Annotated in this window: 9 protein-coding genes and 2 rRNA genes; 10 read left to right on the top strand and 1 reads right to left on the bottom strand. The window is 63.1% G+C overall.

Features of this window, described 5'->3' with window-relative positions; translation table 11 throughout:
- The 8 genes from DQ397_RS01545 to DQ397_RS01510 form a co-directional block, all read left to right on the top strand.
- Nucleotides 1-351 (top strand): 23S ribosomal RNA (locus DQ397_RS01545); the annotation flags it as partial.
- A gap of 127 nt (nt 352-478) precedes the next feature.
- Nucleotides 479-594, top strand: a 5S ribosomal RNA gene (gene rrf / locus DQ397_RS01540).
- A 190-nt stretch (nt 595-784) separates the two neighbouring features.
- Nucleotides 785-4,267 carry an exodeoxyribonuclease V subunit gamma gene (gene recC / locus DQ397_RS01535; RefSeq protein ID WP_043215242.1) on the top strand — a complete coding sequence of 1,161 codons (3,483 nt, stop codon included), beginning with the start codon at nt 785-787 and terminating at the stop codon, nt 4,265-4,267.
- Complete coding sequence (gene recB, locus DQ397_RS01530; RefSeq protein ID WP_043215245.1) at nt 4,264-7,941, top strand: exodeoxyribonuclease V subunit beta; 3,678 nt, start codon at nt 4,264-4,266, stop codon at nt 7,939-7,941. The genes recC and recB overlap by 4 nt, the downstream gene beginning before the upstream one ends.
- Nucleotides 7,938-10,013, top strand: a complete 2,076-nt coding sequence (gene recD, locus DQ397_RS01525; RefSeq protein WP_043215247.1) for an exodeoxyribonuclease V subunit alpha — start codon at nt 7,938-7,940, stop codon at nt 10,011-10,013. The genes recB and recD overlap by 4 nt, the downstream gene beginning before the upstream one ends.
- Nucleotides 10,014-10,120: 107 nt before the next feature.
- The gene (locus tag DQ397_RS01520) at nt 10,121-10,660 is read left to right on the top strand and encodes a YfiR family protein (RefSeq protein WP_372240713.1); all 540 of its coding nucleotides are present in this window, start codon (nt 10,121-10,123) and stop codon (nt 10,658-10,660) included.
- Complete coding sequence (locus tag DQ397_RS01515; protein WP_043215249.1) at nt 10,657-11,928, top strand: diguanylate cyclase domain-containing protein; 1,272 nt, start codon at nt 10,657-10,659, stop codon at nt 11,926-11,928. Before DQ397_RS01520 ends, DQ397_RS01515 begins: the two co-directional genes overlap by 4 nt.
- A gap of 3 nt (nt 11,929-11,931) precedes the next feature.
- Nucleotides 11,932-12,432: an OmpA family protein gene (locus DQ397_RS01510; RefSeq protein ID WP_043215252.1), complete on the top strand. Its 501-nt coding sequence runs from the start codon at nt 11,932-11,934 to the stop codon at nt 12,430-12,432.
- A 47-nt stretch (nt 12,433-12,479) separates the two neighbouring features.
- Here the strand turns inward: DQ397_RS01510 and DQ397_RS01505 are convergent, their stop codons facing one another.
- Nucleotides 12,480-13,424 carry a LysR family transcriptional regulator gene (locus DQ397_RS01505; RefSeq protein ID WP_043215253.1) on the bottom strand — a complete coding sequence of 315 codons (945 nt, stop codon included), beginning with the start codon at nt 13,422-13,424 and terminating at the stop codon, nt 12,480-12,482.
- Between the two features lie 129 nt (nt 13,425-13,553).
- On the opposite strand from DQ397_RS01505, the gene DQ397_RS01500 reads away from it, so the two are divergent.
- Nucleotides 13,554-15,080 carry a CoA-acylating methylmalonate-semialdehyde dehydrogenase gene (locus DQ397_RS01500; RefSeq protein ID WP_043215255.1) on the top strand — a complete coding sequence of 509 codons (1,527 nt, stop codon included), beginning with the start codon at nt 13,554-13,556 and terminating at the stop codon, nt 15,078-15,080.
- Nucleotides 15,081-15,090: 10 nt separating this feature from the next.
- A complete protein-coding gene (gene mmsB, locus DQ397_RS01495) occupies nt 15,091-15,978 on the top strand; it encodes a 3-hydroxyisobutyrate dehydrogenase (protein ID WP_043215258.1) in 888 nt (295 codons plus the stop codon).
- Nucleotides 15,979-16,152 lie beyond the last annotated feature (174 nt).

Genomic DNA, 16,152 nt, shown 5'->3' with positions numbered 1-16,152 from the left:
TTCGCCATTTAAAGTGGTACGCGAGCTGGGTTTAGAACGTCGTGAGACAGTTCGGTCCCTATCTGCCGTGGACGTTTGAGATTTGAGAGGGGCTGCTCCTAGTACGAGAGGACCGGAGTGGACGAACCTCTGGTGTTCCGGTTGTCACGCCAGTGGCATTGCCGGGTAGCTATGTTCGGAAGAGATAACCGCTGAAAGCATCTAAGCGGGAAACTTGCCTCAAGATGAGATCTCACTGGGATCTTGAATCCCCTAAAGGGCCGTCGAAGACTACGACGTTGATAGGTCGGGTGTGTAAGCGCTGTGAGGCGTTGAGCTAACCGATACTAATTGCCCGTGAGGCTTGACCATATAACACCCAAGCAATTTGCTTCTGCAGATTGCCGTGGTGAAGACGAAAGAACCGAAAGTTCGCAACCACAACGATCACATATCCGAATTGGCTGGAGTGTCATAAGACAGTCTGGCAACAGAATTTCTTGACGACCATAGAGCATTGGAACCACCTGATCCCATCCCGAACTCAGTAGTGAAACGATGCATCGCCGATGGTAGTGTGGGGCTTCCCCATGTGAGAGTAGGTCATCGTCAAGATTCATTTCGCAAAACCCCTATCTGCGTGAGCAGGTAGGGGTTTTGTCTTTTCTGCAGCCTATATTGGCAGCCCAATCAGTACTTTCCAGAAAGGCGCTTCCTACAGCGATATGGGGCCTGCAACACCTCGGGCGATGCGCAGCCCCTGTGATATGGTTCCCTACCAGAACCTCCCCGGCTGAGACGCTCAATGACCGACACATCCTCCCTGCATCCAGGTTTCATGATCGTTCAAGGCAACCGTCTGGATGACTTGCGCCATCTGGTAGTGGGTGTGATGCGTCGTTATCCCTTGGCACCGCTGGAGAACGAGATCGCGCTGGTTCAAAGCAATGGCATCGCCCAATGGCTCAAGTTGGCCCTGGCCGAAGACCCGCAGGAGGGCGATCAAGGCGGATGTGGGATTGCGGCTGCTATCGATGTCCAGTTGCCGGGCAGTTTCATGTGGCAGTTGTATCGCCGTGTTCTGGGGCGCGATGAAATTCCTGAGGTTTCGTTGCTGGACAAAGCTCCCCTCACTTGGCGCTTGATGCGCCTGCTTCCTGAGTTGATCGAGCGCCCCCTTTTTGAACCGCTGCGCCGTTTCCTCACGGACGATGGTGATCTGCGCAAGCGTTACCAATTGGCCGAGCGCTTGGCGGACCTGTTCGACCAATACCAAGTCTATCGCGCCGACTGGCTCAAGGATTGGGCAGTAGGCGAGCATGTACTCAATAGCGCTCGTGGCGAACGCAAGCCCTTACCCGCCGGTAATCGCTGGCAGGCGCAGCTATGGCGAGCTTTGCTCGAGGATGTCGGCGAGGCGGGCATTGCACAGAGTCGCGCCGGGGTGCACCAGCGTTTCATCGAACGTATCAACAGCCTGGACCAAGCGCCCTCCGGCTTGCCGAAACGGGTGATCGTTTTCGGCATTTCGTCCTTACCTGCCCAAGCACTCGAGGCGCTGGCGGGGCTTGCTCGCTTCAGTCAGGTGCTGCTGTGCGTGCATAACCCATGCCGCCATCATTGGGCAGATATCGTTGCAGACAAGGACCTGCTACGTCATCAGTACAAGCGTCAGCAGCGCAAGCACGGCACCCCCTTGCAATTGGATGACGAAAGCCTACATCAGCATGCTCATCCATTACTGGCTGCCTGGGGCAAGCAGGGCCGTGACTACATCAACCTTCTCGACAGTTATGATGACCCCGGCAGCTACCGCGGTGTATTCAGCGAGGGTCGCATCGACCTTTTCCAAGAGTCTGAGCCAAACTGCCTGCTTCGCCAGTTGCAGGATGACATTCTCGAGTTGCGCCCACTGGCCGAAACCCGCGAGCAGTGGGCTCCTGTCGATCCCGCCAAGGATCGCTCGGTGCGCTTCCATGTGGCCCACAGTCCGCAGCGAGAAGTGGAGATCCTTCATGACCAGTTGCTGGCCCGCTTCAGTGCAGATCCCACGCTGCGCCCGCGTGATGTCATCGTCATGCTGCCGGCCATCGACGACTATGCACCGCATATCCGCGCGGTCTTCGGCCAACTTGAGCGCAACGACCCTCGCTACATTCCTTTCACTCTCACCGACCAAGGCCAGCGTGGTCGAGAACCGCTGCTGATCGCTCTGGAGCATCTGCTCAAGTTGCCCGAGAGTCGCTTTGCCGTCAGCGAAGTGCTCGACCTGCTGGACGTCCCTGCGCTTCGTGCGCGCTTTGCCATCGCACAGAGCGATTTGCCGACCTTGCATCGCTGGATCGAGGGCGCCGGCATCCGCTGGGGACTGAGCGCCAAACAACGTGCGACCCTGGGACTGCCTGAAGGCCTGGAGCAGAACAGCTGGCGGTTTGGCCTGCGACGCATGTTGCTGGGGTATGCCGTCGGTGTCGGGGAGGGCTTCGACGAGATCGAGCCCTATGATGAAATCGGTGGCCTCGATGCTGCCTTGATCGGCCCGCTCGTGGCCCTGCTCGACGCGCTCGATGTGGCATGCGAAGCCTTGTCGCAGCCGGCTACGGCGCGCGAATGGGGCGAGCGTCTGCAAGCGCTGCTACAAGTGTTCTTCCTCGCCGAGGATGAGCAGGACGAGTTCCTGTTGATGCAGCTGCAGGATTTGCGCGACACCTGGTTGGCCACGTGCGAAGCGGTTGGCTTGCAAGACGTGTTGCCGCTAACGGTGGTTCGTGAGGCTTGGTTGTCGGGGCTGGACCAAGGCAAGTTGTCCCAACGTTTTCTGGCAGGTTCGGTGAACTTCTGCACGCTCATGCCCATGCGCGCGATCCCCTTCCGGGTGGTGTGCCTGCTGGGCATGAATGACGGCGACTACCCACGTGCCCAGCCGCCGCTGGACTTCGATCTGATGGCCAGCGACTACCGCCCTGGTGATCGCTCCCGCCGTGAAGATGACCGTTACCTGTTGCTTGAAGCCCTGCTCTCGGCGCGTGACCAGCTCTATATCAGTTGGGTCGGGCGCAGCATTCGTGACAACAGCGAGCGTCCCGCATCGGTGTTGATCGGCCAGTTGCGCGACCACCTCGCCGCAGGTTGGCGTCTGGCGGGCGCCAAGGAGGGGCTGCGGGAAAATCCTGGTGAGCAGTTGCTGCATGCCCTGACCCAGGAGCATCCCCTCCAACCCTTCAGCCAACGTTATTTCCAGAAAGGCAGCGCGCTGTTCAGCTACGCCCATGAGTGGCAGGTATTGCACCAGCTCGACACGGATCCTGTGGCCTGTCGTGACACGCTGCCGCCCTATGTAGCCGAGGAGGCGTTGAGCCTCACCCAGTTGCAGGATTTTCTGCGTCACCCTGTGCGGCACTTCTTCAGTCAGCGTCTGAAAGTGTTCTTCGAGGCCTTGGAAACGCCAACGCCGGATGAAGAACCCTTCGTGCTCGATGCTTTGCAGCGCTACGGGCTGAGCGAAAGCCTGCTCGGCGCCGCGCTGGCCGATCCCGACAACGCCGATCACGCGCTGCTGAGCCAGGCTCGTCGCCTTCAGGCCTGCGGCCTGCTGCCGCTGGCGGGGTTCGGCGAAATCCTCCAGGCCGAGCTGATCCAGCCCCTACCTGACCTGCTGCAGCGTCATCGCCAGTTGCTGCAACGTTGGCCAACCGTGGTCGATGGGGCGCTGCCGATTCATTTCGACCACGCAACGCAGCGTCTGGAAGGCTGGTTGGGGAGGGTGTACCAAGCCCAGGACCTGAGCCTTCTGAGCATCACCACCGTACCCAACACCCTGAGTGCCGGACGCAATAGCCGTAAATGGCATCGCCTGATCCCTGCCTGGGTCGTACATCTGGCGGCCTGTGCCGCAGGCTATCCATTGCATACCGCCATGGTCGCCAGCGACCTGACATTATTGCTCGACCCGCTGCCGCAGCCCCAGGCGGCGGAGCTTTTGGGCGACCTGATCGTGGCTCGCCAGGCGGCCATGAATGCGCCGCTGCCCGTGGCCGCCAAGACCGCGTTCGCCTGGTTGGCCCAGAGCGATCCGGACAAAGCCCTGGCCTCAGCAGTCCGCGCCTACGAGGGCGATGGGCAGAACACCACCGGCGAGCGCGGCGAGAGCCTTGCCTTGGCACGTCAGTTCCCTGACTTCGCCGCGCTGTGCGCCGATGAAACCTTCGAAGGTTGGTGCGAGACCCTGTACCGCCCCTTGTTCGCAGCGCCCTGGCAGACCCTGGGCAATCCGGAGAATGCCGCATGACCCAGGCCCGCCCCTTGGCCCTGAGCTTTCCATTGCACGGCAGCCAACTGATCGAGGCCAGTGCTGGCACCGGCAAGACGTTCACCATATCGGCGTTGTACCTGCGCCTGATCCTAGGCCATGGCGGCGAGCAGGGCTTTGGCCGTGAGCTGCTGCCGCCACAGATCCTGGTGGTGACCTTCACCGACGCTGCCACCAAAGAGTTGCGTGAGCGGATCCGTGCTCGCCTGGCCGAAGCGGCACGGTTCTTCCGCGGTGAGCTGGCCGAAGCTGATCCGCTGCTGCAGATGTTGCGCGATGATTATCCCGCCGAGCAGTGGGCGCGTTGCGCCAGTCGCCTCGACGTTGCGGTCCAGTGGATGGACGAAGCCGCGGTATCGACCATCCACGGTTGGTGCCAGCGTATGTTGCGCGAGCACGCCTTCGACAGCGGAAGCTTGTTCACCCAGAGCCTGGAGACCGATCACAGCGAGTTGCTGGGTCAGGTCATGCGCGATTACTGGCGGCGTTTCTGTTACAGCATGCAAGGCGAAGCCCTGGCCTGGGTACGCAACCAGTGGGGCAGCCCCGACGCGTTGCTGCCACGTATCCGCCCATTGTTTGAGCGGGTACGCGGTGAGGTGGATGATGCTCAGCCGCAAGCGTTGATCGAGCAGGCCTTGCGCGAGCGGGCCGCGCAGCTGTGCCAGCTCAAGGCGCCCTGGGGGCGATGGGCCGATGAACTGCACCAGATTTGCCAGGCGGCTGTGGCCGGAAAACTGGCGGACGGCCGCAAGCTGCAGGCACGCTTCTTCGAGCCTTGGTTCGACAAGCTGCGGGCCTGGGCCGGTGACGATCAAGTACTTGAGCTGGATTTGGGCACCGGTTTCACCCGACTGACGCCTGCAGGCATGGCAGAAGCCTGGAAGTCCGGCGAGCCGCCTGATCATCCCGCCCTGCATGCCATGCAGAGCCTGCGTGAGCAATTGCAGGGGCTGGCCAGCCCCGATGCGCGGCTGCTGGAGCACGCCGCGACCTGGGTGTCGGCCCGTTTCGAGGTGGAGAAGCGCAAGCGCGCCGAGATGGGTTTTGACGACATGCTCTTGCGTTTGGAGCAAGCGTTGACCAGCGAGTCTGGCGAGCGTCTGGCCGGTTTGATTCGCGAGCAGTTCCCGGTAGCGCTGATCGACGAGTTCCAAGACACTGACCCGGTGCAATACGGCATCTTCGAGCGCATCTACCGGATCAGCGAGAACCATAGAGAGACTGGTCTGTTCATGATCGGCGATCCCAAGCAGGCGATCTACGCCTTCCGTGGGGCCGACATTTTCACCTACCTGGCCGCCCGCCGCGCCACGGCAGGGCGCTTGCACAGTCTGGATACCAACTACCGTTCCAGCCAGGCGATGGTAACGGCGGTCAATCGCGTGTTTCTCCAGGCCGAAGAGCGCCCCCAGGGGCGCGGCGCCTTCCTGTTCCGCGAGGGCCAGGACAACCCCTTGCCCTTCGTCGAGGTCCGTGCCAAGGGGCGCGATGAGCGATTGATGATCGACGGCCAGCCCGCTGCGGCGTTGCAATGCTGGCAACTGCAAAGCGAGGAGCCGGTCTCCAGCACGCTCTACCGCCAGCAACTGGCGGCCAGTTGCGCCAGTCATATCGTCGGCCTGCTCAATGGCGGCCAGCAAGGCGTGAGCGGACTGCTCGACAGCCAGGGCACGCTGCGCCCCTGCTTGCCGTCGGACATCGCCATCCTCGTACGCGATGGCCGAGAGGCCCAGTTGATACGCGCCGAGCTTGCGGCCCGCGATGTACGCAGCGTGTATCTGTCGGACAAGGACTCGGTCTTCGCCGCCCAAGAAGCCCATGACTTGTTGGTCTGGCTCAAGGCCTGTGCCGAGCCGGATTCCGAGCGTCTGCTCAAGGGCGCCCTGGCCAGCCTGACCTTCGACCTGCCACTCGCCGACCTGGACCGCCTGAACCAGGACGAGCGCGTGTGGGAAGGTTGGGTCATGCGTTTTCGTCAGTACCGCGAGACCTGGCAGCGTCAGGGCGTGTTGCCGATGCTGCGCCGCCTGCTGCATGACTTCCAGCTGCCGCGCATGCTCATGGCCCGCAGCGACGGCGAGCGGGTGCTGACCAACTTGCTGCACCTGGCGGAGTTGCTGCAGCAGGCGGCGAGTGAGTTGGACGGTGAGCAGGCCTTGATCCGCCACCTGGCCGAACACCTGGCCAATGCTGGTCACGCCGGCGAAGAGCAAATCCTGCGCCTTGAAAGCGACGAGCAACTGGTCAAGGTAGTGACCATCCACAAATCCAAGGGGCTGGAATACCCCTTGGTCTATTTGCCGTTCATCTGCACGAGCAAACCGGTGGATGGTCAGCGCCTGCCTCTGACCTGGCACGATAGCCAAGGCCGGATCCACCTCACCCTGACACCCGACGAAACACAGATCGCTCGCGCCGATGATGAACGCCTGGCCGAAGATCTGCGCCTGCTCTACGTGGCCCTGACCCGTGCACAGTATGCCTGCTGGCTGGGTGTCGCCGACCTCAAGCGCGGCAGTCAGAAGACCTCGCAATTGCACCGCTGTGCTCTGGGCTATCTGCTCGGCGCAGGCTTGCCTCTGGCAGCTTCCAGCGAACTGGGCGAATGGCTTGCGCAGTTGCAGGGCTCGAGTGCGGACATCACATGCAGCGTACTGCCCGAAGCCGACGCCCAGCGCTACCACCCCCCTCGTGACGAGCGCGAGCTGTTGCCGGCGCGCAAGCCACGGCGGGCCGCCGCCGAGCATTGGTGGATCGCCTCCTACAGTGCCCTGCGAGTCGGTGATCAGACCTTGAGCGCCGACAGTTCCCAAGCCCAGCAATTGCTGGACGACGAAATAGTCGATACCCAGGCATTGCGTGAGGTGCCCGCCGAGGGCGGCGATATTCACCGCTTCCCTCGCGGGCCGAATCCCGGCACCTTCCTCCACGGCCTGCTGGAGTGGGCCGGCCGGGAAGGGTTCGCCGAGGTCAGCGGCAAGCCGGATTTGATCAAGCGCACCGTGGGGGAACGTTGTAACCGCCGGGGCTGGACCGGCTGGATTCCCGCCTTGGAGCAGTGGCTGGGGCAGTTGCTGAACCAGCCGCTTCCCTTGCACGCCGACGGCCCGAGCCTGATCCTCGCCGAGCTGCGTCACTATCAGATCGAGATGGAGTTCTGGTTCGCCAGCCATCAAGTGGATGCCGTGCGCCTTGACCATCTGGTCGCCCGCCATACCCATGGCGCAGCGGCGCGTCCTGCGGCGTTGCCCACGGTGCTCAACGGCATGTTCAAAGGCTTCATCGACCTGGCATTCGAGTTGGACGGCCGTTACTACGTGGCCGACTACAAATCCAACTGGCTCGGTCCGGACACCCAGGCCTACAACGGCCTGGCCATGGAGCAGGCGATTCTGGAGCATCGCTACGATCTGCAGTACGTGCTCTATCTGCTGGCCCTGCATCGCCAATTGCGGGCTCGGTTGCCGGACTACGATTACGACCGTCATGTGGGCGGTGCTGTGTTCATCTTCCTGCGTGGTGCCGACAGCGCCGGCCATGGCTTGTATTTCGCCAAGCCGCCGCGGGCGCTGATCGAAGCGCTCGATGCGTTGTTCCGCGGTGCCCATGAGCCGGAACAGCAGGACCTGTTTGCCGGAGTCGCGCCATGAGCCGATGCCTCGATGACCTCTTGCCTACCCCTGTAGATGCCGAACAACTGACGGCTCTGGCGCCCCTGCGCGAGAGCCGTGACCTGCTGGTGCTGCTCGATCGCTGGGTCGAGCGAGGCTGGCTGCGGGCACTGGACCGTGCCTTCGTGAATTTTCTCGAAGAGCGCGCCCCTGGCAGCGACACCTTGTTGTTGCTGGCAGCGGCCCTGGCCAGTCATCAGTTGGGCCATGGTCATGTCTGCCTCGATCTGGAGCAGACCCTCGCCGAGCCTGATTTCGCCTTGTCGCTGCCGCCGGAGGGCGACGCACTGGCCGGGCCTTTGCTGCTGCCCTCGCAACTGCTCGCCAGCCTGACCCTGGACACCTGGCTGCAGCGCATTGCCGCCAGCCCTCTGGTGGCCGCGGGCAATAGCCCGGGGCAACGTGCCCGGCCGCTGGTGCTCAGCGGCCAGCGTCTCTATCTGCGCCGCTACTGGAGCTATGAGCGGCGCATCGACGACGCCTTGCGCCAGCGCCTGACCCAGAGCGAAGCCATGCCGGCGGATCTGCCCGCACGGCTTGATCACTTGTTCGAAGGCGGCGCCCCGGCAGGGCAGGTGGACTGGCAGAAACTTGCGTGTGCGCTGGCCACGCGGGCGGCGTTCAGCATCATCACCGGCGGCCCTGGCACCGGCAAGACCACCACCGTGGTGCGTTTGCTGGCGTTGTTGCAGGCGCCTGCCGTGGAGAGGGGGCGCCCTTTGCGCATTCGCCTCGCGGCGCCCACCGGCAAGGCCGCCGCCCGCTTGACCGAGTCGATCGGCCAGCAGGTCGAGCGGCTGAAGGTCAGCGGTGAGGTGCGCGCACAGATCCCGACCGAGGTCAGCACCGTTCACCGTCTGCTGGGCAGCCGACCGGGGTCCCGGCACTTCCGCCACCATACGGGCAACCCGTTACCGCTGGACGTGTTGGTGGTCGACGAAGCCTCGATGATCGACCTGGAGATGATGGCCAACCTGCTCGACGCCTTGCCGCCCAAGGCACGTCTGGTGCTGTTGGGCGACAAGGACCAGTTGGCCTCGGTCGAGGCCGGCGCGGTGTTGGGTGATTTGTGTCGCGATGCCGAGGAGGGCTGTTATTCCCCGGCTACCCGGGCCTGGCTGGAGCAAGTCGGCGGCCAATCGCTGGAGGGCTGTGGTCTCACGCCCGGGGATGCGCAGCGCAATCCGCTGGCCCAGCAGGTGGTGATGTTGCGTTACTCGCGCCGTTTCGGCGAAGGCAGCGGCATCGGCCAGCTGGCCCGCCTGGTCAACCGCCAGCAGGCACAGCAGGCACGTGATTTGCTGACCCTGCCGCCGAGCGATGTGTTCGGTCTGACCCTGCGCGGTGAACAGGACCGGGCTTTTGATCGCTTGCTATTGGACGGCCTGGGCCGTGGCGACGATGGGCCCCAGGGTTACCGCAGCTATCTGCGTGCCATTGGTCGTCATCGTCCGCCCCCTGGCACACCCGTCGATGACCCGCGCTGGGAGCAGTGGGCCAGCAAGGTGCTGCAGAGTTTCGAGCACTTCCAGTTGCTCTGCGCAGTGCGCAAGGGCCCTTGGGGGGTTGCGGGTCTGAATGAACGTGTGGCGCGTGTGCTTGGCAACGCCGGGCTGATCGACAACCAGCAACCCTGGTATGAAGGCCGGCCAGTGCTGGTCACGCGCAACGATTATGGCTTGGGCCTGATGAACGGCGACATCGGCATTGCCTTGCGTCTGCCGGATGATCTGGGCGAGCCGGTACTGCGCGTGGCCTTTGCGCGCAACGATGGCAAAGGCGGGGTGCGTTTTGTGTTGCCGAGCCGGCTCAACGAGGTGGAAACGGTGTTTGCCATGACCGTGCACAAGTCCCAGGGCTCGGAGTTCAGCCATACGGCCTTGGTGTTGCCGGATGCATTGAACCCGGTGCTCACCAAGGAGTTGGTCTATACCGGTATCACCCGCGCCAAGCACTGTTTCAGCCTGATCGAGCCGCGCACCGGCGTTTTCGAAGAGGCGGTGGCGCGCAGGGTGCGACGGATCTCCGGTTTGATGCTCGAGCAAGTGTGACGTAGCGCACATTTCTGAGCGGCAGGCCTTGTGCTATCGTTGCGCCAAATCTGAAGGGACTTTGTGGGATTTCCTAAATGGTGGCTGTCTCGCCTCGGGGACGCGTGATGGGCCGTGCGCTTGCGCTGTTGATGGCCGCCTTGCTGCTCGCAGGCCCTGCTCGGGCAGACCCCCCTGCGAGCGCTGCTCAGGTCCAACAGCGGGCCAAGGCCGTGACCCAAGTCGTGCTGGGCATTCTCAGCTATGCGCGCTGGCCGGCAGAGCCAGTGCCGCTGCGTTTGTGCCTGGTAGGGCCGACCGAATACGCCGATGACCTGATCAAGGGCAATGTGCAGAACTCCGGCCAGCCCTTGCAGGTGCGGCGCTTGTTGGTGAACGACCAGCGTGTCGCCAGCGCCTGCGACGCACTTTATATCGGCAAGCTCGACCAAGGTGAGCGGGAGCGGCTGTTCCAGTCGGTCAGCGGCCATCCGGTGCTCAGCATCAGCGAGGCGGACGATCCCTGCACCGTGGGCAGCCTGTTTTGCCTGCGGGTCAGTGACGAGCAGGTGGCCTTTGACGTAAACCTGGATTCAGTCGCTCGCAGCGGTGTGCGAATCCATCCCAGTGTGTTGCAGTTGTCTCGTCGACGGGCGGTGCAGCCATGAGAAGGTGCATCAAGCCTGGCGTTCGCCCAACCCTGCGTTCGGTACTTGGCCGCGGCCATCTGGGATTGGCCTTGCTGGCGGTAGGGTTGGCAGGCGTCTCCCTGACCCTGCTCGGTGTGCTCGCCTTGCGCGTCTATGCCAATCACAACCTGCACCTGATTGCCCGCTCGATCAACTACACCGTCGAAGCGGCTGTGGTGTTCGACGATGCTCCTGCTGCGAAGGAAGCCCTGGCGTTGATCGCAGCCACCGAAGAGGTGGCCGATGCCAAGGTGTTCAATGACGAAGGCGTGCAACTGGCCCATTGGCACCGTGACGATGATGGCATGTTTGCCCAGCTGGAGGCGGAAGTGGCCAGCGCGCTACTGGAGGAACCGATCACGCTGCCGGTGATGCATCAGCAACAGAAGGTCGGGCACATCGAAGTGTCCGGGCAGGGCGGCAACTTGCTGCGCTTCCTGTTCAGTGGCCTGGCGGGGATCGTGTTCTGCACGTTGCTCAGTGCAGTGGTGGCTCTCTATCTGTCGCGTCGGCTGTTCGGCGACATCATTCGCCCGTTGCGCAGCCTTGCCAGCGTGGCTCACGCCGCCCGCCGCGATCGTACCTTCGACCGGCGCGTACCCGAAACGCAGATCGCCGAGCTCAACGAGCTGGGCAACGACTTCAATGCACTGCTCGACGAACTGGAGGCCTGGGACAGTCACCTGCGCAGTGAGAACGAGAACCTGGCTCACCAGGCGACCCATGACAGCCTTACCGGCCTGCCCAATCGAGCATTCTTCGAGGGGCGCCTGAGCCGTAGCCTACGCAATGCCGTCCGCCAGCAGGAGCGGCTGGCGCTGATGTTCCTCGACAGCGACCATTTCAAACAGATCAACGACAGCCTGGGCCACTCGGCGGGGGATGAGGTGCTGATCAGCGTGGCCAGTCGGATCCGCGCGCAATTGCGCGAACACGACCTGGTGGCGCGCCTCGGCGGGGACGAGTTCGCGGTGCTGCTGACGCCCTTGCAGTCGCGAGGCGACGCCGAGCGCATCGCTGAAAAGATCATCGCCAGCATGCAGCTGCCGATTCATCTGGAAACCGGCAACAGCATCACCACCTCGTTGAGCGTAGGCATCGCTTACTTCCCCGACGACGGCCTGGACCCGGCAGGGCTGCTCAATGCCGCCGATGGGGCGATGTATCAGGCCAAGCGCATGCGCCGTGGCCATTGGCAAGTGGCGCAGACGGAGCATTCGGCCACTGACGTTGATAACAGGAGCTGAACCGTGATTCACCGTGTCGTTGCACTGCGTTTTCCCACGCTGGTATTGGCATTGCTGACGTTGCTGGCGCTCGGCGGTTGCCAGAGCGTTCCCAAGGGTTTGAGTGAAGAGCAGATCGCCGTGCTCAAGCGTGAAGGCTTCGCGCCGACTGACGAAGGTTGGGCGTTCGATCTTTCTGGCAAGGTGTTGTTTGGCAGCGATCTGGACAGCCTGAACAGCCAGAGCCGCGCGATCGTCGAGCGCATCGGCAAAGCCTTGCTGTCGGTGGATATCCAGCGGGTGAGGGTTGACGGCCATGCCGATGCCTCGGGCAAGGAGGCGTATAACCAGCAGTTGTCCGAACGCCGTGCGCAGAGCGTCGCCCAGGCGCTGATCGGCATCGGCATGCAGCCTCAGAACATCCGCACCGTTGGCCTGGGCAGCAGCCAGCCGGTGGCGGACAACCGCACCGCCAGCGGGCGAACCGAGAACCGCCGCGTATCGATCGTGGTAGCGTCCTACTGAGGCACGCGCTGGCGCCTGCAATTGGGCGCAGATGCGCCCATCCGGCATCACGCGAACTTCATCTCCCGGCTGTTGCCCATCAGCAACGGCGCGTTGGCCTCGGTCACATCGCGAATGTAGTCCCACAGCAAGGTGATGCGCTTCAACTTGCGCAGGTCCTCCCGGCAGTACATCCAGAACTGCCGAGTGATCTCCACCTCTTCAGGCAACAGATTGAGCAATCGTGCATCCTGCGCAGCCAGGAAACACGGCAGGATTGCCAGGCCGCGGCCTTGCAAGGCCGCGGTGTATTGGGCGATCACGCTGGTGCTGCGCAGGTGGGCGTTGGCATTGGGGATCAGGTTGGCCAGGTACAAAAGCTCGGAGCTGAACGCCAAGTCGTCCACATAACTGATGAACCGGTGCTGGGTCAGGTCGGCGGCCTGGCGGATTGGCGGGTGGTTGTCCAGGTATTCCTGGGTCGCGTACAGCCGCAGGCGATAGTCGCACAGCTTGCAGCACACATAGGGCCCATGCTCGGGCCGCTCCAAGGCGATGACGATGTCGGCCTCGCGCTTGGACAGGCTGATGAAGTGCGGCAGGGGCAGGATGTCCACCGAGATTGCCGGGTAGGCATCGACGAAGTGACTCAGTTGCGGAGTGACGAAGAAGCTGCCGAAGCCCTCGGTGCAGCCCATGCGAACATGGCCCGAAAGTGCCACGCCTGAGCCTGAGACCTGCTCGCAGGCCATGTGCAGCGTGCTTTCGATCGATTCGGCGTAGCCCAGCAGGCGTTGACCCTCAGAGGTCAGGACAAAGCCGTTGGTCCGGGATTTTTCGAACAGAAGCGTGCCCAGCGCGCCTTCCAGCGAGCTGATGCGTCGCGACACCGTGGTGTAGTCAACGGCCAGGCGCTTGGCCGCGCTGCTGGCCTTGCGGGTGCGCGCCACTTCAAGAAAGAACTTCAAATCGTCCCAGTTCAGTGAACTCAGGGAGGTGAGGTCTTTTTGCATGATGATCCGGTTTTTTTGTGCGTTCTTGTTGGATGTTTGCACATCTATACTCGAAAAAAGCCCCACGGCGCCACCCCGCCTCGGCGCGCTGGCGATCTCGTTCCGACAATAATTCCAAGGAGAGCGCAGTTGAACGCACCCCATACCCCCGATCAGGCCAAGGTCGAGCAGGTCAAGCTGCTGATCGACGGCCAGTGGGTCGAGTCCAAGACCACCGAGTGGCGCGACATCGTCAACCCGGCCACCCAGCAGGTGCTGGCGCGGGTGCCGTTCGCCACCATAGAGGAAGTCGACGCCGCCGTGGCTGCGGCCCAGCGAGCCTTCGCCAGCTGGCGCGACACCCCCATCGGCGCGCGCATGCGCATCATGCTCAAGCTGCAGGCGCTGATCCGCGAACACACCAAGCGTATCGCCCAGACCCTCAGTGCCGAGCAGGGCAAGACCCTCGCCGATGCCGAAGGCGATATCTTCCGCGGCCTGGAGGTGGTCGAGCACGCGGCCTCGATCGGCACCCTGCAGATGGGCGAGTTCGCCGAAAACGTCGCAGGTGGCGTGGACACCTATACCCTGCGCCAACCGATCGGCGTATGCGCTGGCATCACCCCGTTCAACTTCCCGGCGATGATTCCGCTGTGGATGTTCCCGATGGCCATCGTTTGCGGCAACACCTTCGTGCTCAAGCCGTCCGAACAGGACCCGCTGTCGACCATGATGCTGGTGGAACTGGCCCTGGAAGCCGGCATACCGGCCGGTGTACTGAACGTGGTGCATGGCGGCAAGCAGGTGGTGGATGCGATCTGCACCCACAAGGACATCAAGGCGATTTCCTTTGTCGGTTCCACCGAGGTCGGCACCCACGTGTACAACCTGGGTAGCCAGCACGGCAAGCGCGTGCAGTCGATGATGGGCGCCAAGAACCACGCCGTGGTGCTGCCGGACGCCAACCGTACCCAGACGATCAATGCCCTGGTCGGTGCTGCTTTCGGCGCGGCCGGTCAGCGCTGCATGGCCACCTCGGTGGCGGTGTTGGTAGGCAAGGCCCGTGAATGGCTGCCGGACATCAAGGAAGCCGCCAGCAAGCTCAAGGTCAATGCTGGTTGCGAGCCGGGCACCGACGTCGGCCCGGTGGTTTCCAAGCGTGCCAAGGAGCGCGTGCTGGGGCTGATCGAAAGCGGAATCAAAGAAGGCGCCAAGCTCGAACTGGACGGGCGTGACGTCAAGGTGCCGGGCTATGAGCAGGGCAACTTTGTCGGCCCGACCCTGTTCTCTGGGGTACGCACCGACATGCAGATCTACACACAGGAAATCTTCGGCCCGGTGCTGGTGACCCTGGAAGTCGACACCCTCGACGAGGCCATCGCCCTGGTCAATGCCAACCCGTTCGGCAACGGCACGGGCCTGTTCACCCAGAGCGGTGCGGCAGCGCGCAAGTTCCAGAGCGAGATCGACATCGGCCAGGTCGGCATCAACATTCCGATTCCCGTGCCGGTGCCGTTCTTCAGTTTCACAGGTTCGCGCGGCTCCAAGCTGGGCGACCTGGGCCCGTACGGCAAGCAGGTGGTGCAGTTCTACACTCAGACCAAGACCGTCACCGCCCGCTGGTTCGACGATGACAGCGTCAATGACGGTGTGAACACCACCATCAGCCTGCGCTAAGGAGTTCGTCATGCGTATCGCATTCATCGGCCTGGGCAACATGGGCGCGCCCATGGCCCGCAACCTGATCAAGGCCGGGCATCAACTGAACCTGTTCGACCTGAACAAGACCGTGCTGGCCGAGCTCGCCGAACTGGGCGGGCAGGTCAGCGCCTCGCCGAAGGAAGCGGCGGCCAGCAGTGACCTGGTGATCACCATGCTGCCGGCGGCGGCCCACGTGCGCAGTGTCTATCTGGGTGACGATGGCGTGCTGGCGGGTGTACGGCCGGGCACACCGACCGTGGACTGCAGCACCATCGATCCGCAGACCGCCCGCGAAGTGTCCAAAGCCGCAGCGGCCAAGGGCGTGGACATGGGCGATGCGCCGGTGTCCGGTGGTACCGGTGGCGCGGCAGCGGGTACCTTGACCTTCATGGTCGGTGCCAGCGCCGAGCTGTTCGCCACGCTCAAGCCGGTGCTGGAACAGATGGGGCGCAACATCGTGCACTGCGGCGAGGTGGGTACCGGACAGATCGCCAAGATCTGCAACAACCTCCTGCTGGGTATCTCGATGATCGGTGTGTCCGAAGCCATGGCCCTGGGCAATGCGCTGGGCATCGACACCAAGGTGCTGGCCGGCATCATCAACAGCTCCACCGGGCGTTGCTGGAGTTCGGATACCTACAACCCCTGGCCAGGCATCATCGAGACCGCCCCGGCTTCGCGCGGCTACACCGGCGGCTTTGGCGCCGAGCTGATGCTCAAGGACCTGGGGCTGGCCACCGAGGCTGCGCGTCTGGCGCACCAGCCGGTGATCCTCGGCGCCGTGGCGCAGCAGCTTTATCAGGCCATGAGCCTGCGTGGCGAGGGCGGCAAGGACTTTTCGGCGATCGTCGAGAGTTATCGCAAGAAGGATTGACGAGCGAGGTGAATTTTATCGCGGGCCAGGTGGCCTTCCCTCTGTAACTGCGCACCAGAGGGAAGGGCACCTGCCTCGCGATTTTTTTCGTGCTCGATTTTTCAGGTGTGGTGCAGTCTGTGGGCGCGGGTAAACCCGTTCCCACAGGGACGCGCCGTGTTGACCTGGCTGCGC

Origin of the sequence: Pseudomonas sp. CK-NBRI-02, assembly GCF_008124495.1 — a bacterium.
Classification (GTDB): Bacteria; Pseudomonadota; Gammaproteobacteria; order Pseudomonadales; family Pseudomonadaceae; genus Aquipseudomonas; species Aquipseudomonas guariconensis.
This window is presented reverse-complemented; position numbering and strand designations above follow the sequence as displayed.

Coding starts and splice junctions, on each gene's coding strand:
- recC (WP_043215242.1), top strand. CDS start 785: ATGACCGACACATCCTCCCTGCATCCAGGTTTCATGATCGTTCAAGGC.
- recB (WP_043215245.1), top strand. CDS start 4,264: ATGACCCAGGCCCGCCCCTTGGCCCTGAGCTTTCCATTGCACGGCAGC.
- recD (WP_043215247.1), top strand. CDS start 7,938: ATGAGCCGATGCCTCGATGACCTCTTGCCTACCCCTGTAGATGCCGAA.
- DQ397_RS01520 (WP_372240713.1), top strand. CDS start 10,121: ATGGGCCGTGCGCTTGCGCTGTTGATGGCCGCCTTGCTGCTCGCAGGC.
- DQ397_RS01515 (WP_043215249.1), top strand. CDS start 10,657: ATGAGAAGGTGCATCAAGCCTGGCGTTCGCCCAACCCTGCGTTCGGTA.
- DQ397_RS01505 (WP_043215253.1), bottom strand. CDS start 13,424: ATGCAAAAAGACCTCACCTCCCTGAGTTCACTGAACTGGGACGATTTG.
- mmsB (WP_043215258.1), top strand. CDS start 15,091: ATGCGTATCGCATTCATCGGCCTGGGCAACATGGGCGCGCCCATGGCC.